Here is a 1,689-nt window from a genome sequence, read left to right as displayed (position 1 = left end):
TCTAGGTTCCAGCGTCGTTTGTTTCGCTTCGCTTTCGCTTCGCTTCAACCGCGCATTTACCAATGTATCTAACTTCCCTAAGTTTGTCAACCCCTTTTGGCAAAATTTTTTGATCTTTTTTCTATCCCTTGCTCCGTAAGCCTTTCAGCCATTTCCCCTTTTTCTAGTCGGGTCTTTTCGTCTAGTAATTTTGTTCTAATTTAGCTCTTGATGGAGGTGACGGGGTTTTTGAGCAAGAGCAAGCTGAAGTATGAGGGGACTTGGTATCATCTCTGGACGACCACCTACTGTTCTGGTGTTGTCTGTTCCCCACTGCCAACTCCAGTGCGGTCTTGAGGGGTAATCTTAGATAGTCAACAACTCAGTTTCCTCTTATCAAGAATAATTTCTAGTCAGCTTGCTCCCATCCCCGATTCTTTTCTTAGCTTTTTGCCTGCCGTTGTATCGATCTATTTTAAGCAAGAGAAGCTGAGAACCCTTGTGGGCAGGCTTTTGAACTTAGCTTGTGTCCGTCTGGGCCAGTTTTCCTAGCCATTGCCCCATAACTGATATATTTCCTGAAAAACTGGGCAATCTAGGACTAGACAGCATCGTGATAAGGGGGATAAGACCTTGGACTCCGCTAACGCTCAGAAAATTCTCGGCTATTTCATCGAAGAAGCCAAAGAACACCTGGAAACTTTGGAACAGGGGATTTTAGACTTAGGCAATCTCGTGAACAATACTGAACAGATGAACGAGATGTTTCGTGCCGCCCATTCCATTAAGGGGGGAGCGGCCATGTTAGGTTATGGCAGTATCCAAAAAACTGCTCACCGTCTTGAGGATGCTTTTAAAATACTGAAAGAAAATCCCTTACAAGTGGATCAAAAATTAGAATCTTTGTTCCTCAAGGGTTATGATCTGCTTCAGATATTGATCGATAAGCTGTCCGGTCCATTAGGTTTGCAAGCCGAGGAAGCTAACGCTATCCTTAAAAAAGGTGAACCGACTTTTGCCGAATTACAGGCCCATCTTAACTATCTTCTCGACCAAAAAAAACTTACCCCAGCTGTTGCGACAGCGTCTTCTATCTCCATCCGCGTCAGAGATATCCTCAAACAGATGTTACAACTGTTCAAACAGGAAGAAACCAGTGCTTCCCGTCAGCAATTACAAAAATTAACTTTATCTCTGTCTCAATTGGCTTCAGAACAGCAAAAGTGGCAATATTTAGTTAAAAATGCCCAATCAGCCCTGGCTAACCCCAAACATTCCTACCGCACTGTCGCCCCGGTTATTATTAAAGAATTAAAACAAGCCAGTGATTTACTAGAATGGGGTCGCGGGGAAGAAATCACCGTCAGTCAGGAATTGCAATTATTAGCCACCGCCAAATTACCACAAATCCTAATTACCCTAGAACCGGAATTAGTAGCTAGTACCCTGCTGCAAATGTTCAATCGCCAACAGGTCTCGCAACTGGTACAGTTATTAAAAACGAGACGTTGACATCTGCCCGGGTGTAAAAAGGTGGGGGATTCCCACAAGAATAAACTTAATTGTTTTGGCTCTTCGTTACTCTTTATGCTAAATCAACAGACAAGATGCCAAGATAACATACTTCTAACCCAAAAATTCCGAAAGTTTCTAAAGCCATAGCCTCTCCGTTTTATTAGTTTAAGTTTATTGTTGATTCCCTCGACCACC

Annotated in this window: 2 protein-coding genes; one reads left to right on the top strand and one right to left on the bottom strand. The window is 43.1% G+C overall.

Going from position 1 to position 1,689, the window contains the following annotated elements; genetic code table 11:
• Positions 1–612 precede the first annotated feature (612 nt).
• Positions 613–1,491, top strand: a complete 879-nt coding sequence (locus O9324_RS18185) for an Hpt domain-containing protein (protein WP_288140922.1) — start codon at positions 613–615, stop codon at positions 1,489–1,491.
• An 83-nt stretch (positions 1,492–1,574) separates the two neighbouring features.
• On the opposite strand, the gene O9324_RS18180 is transcribed toward O9324_RS18185, so the two are convergent.
• Positions 1,575–1,689: transposase (locus O9324_RS18180; RefSeq protein WP_130758671.1), on the bottom strand; the 115-nt coding region annotated here is incomplete at its 5' end.

The organism is Microcystis sp. LE19-84.1B, assembly GCF_027531875.1.
GTDB lineage: Bacteria > Cyanobacteriota > Cyanobacteriia > Cyanobacteriales > Microcystaceae > Microcystis > Microcystis panniformis.
The sequence above is the reverse complement of the archived record's forward strand: the minus strand, read 5'-3'. Positions and strand labels throughout refer to the sequence as shown.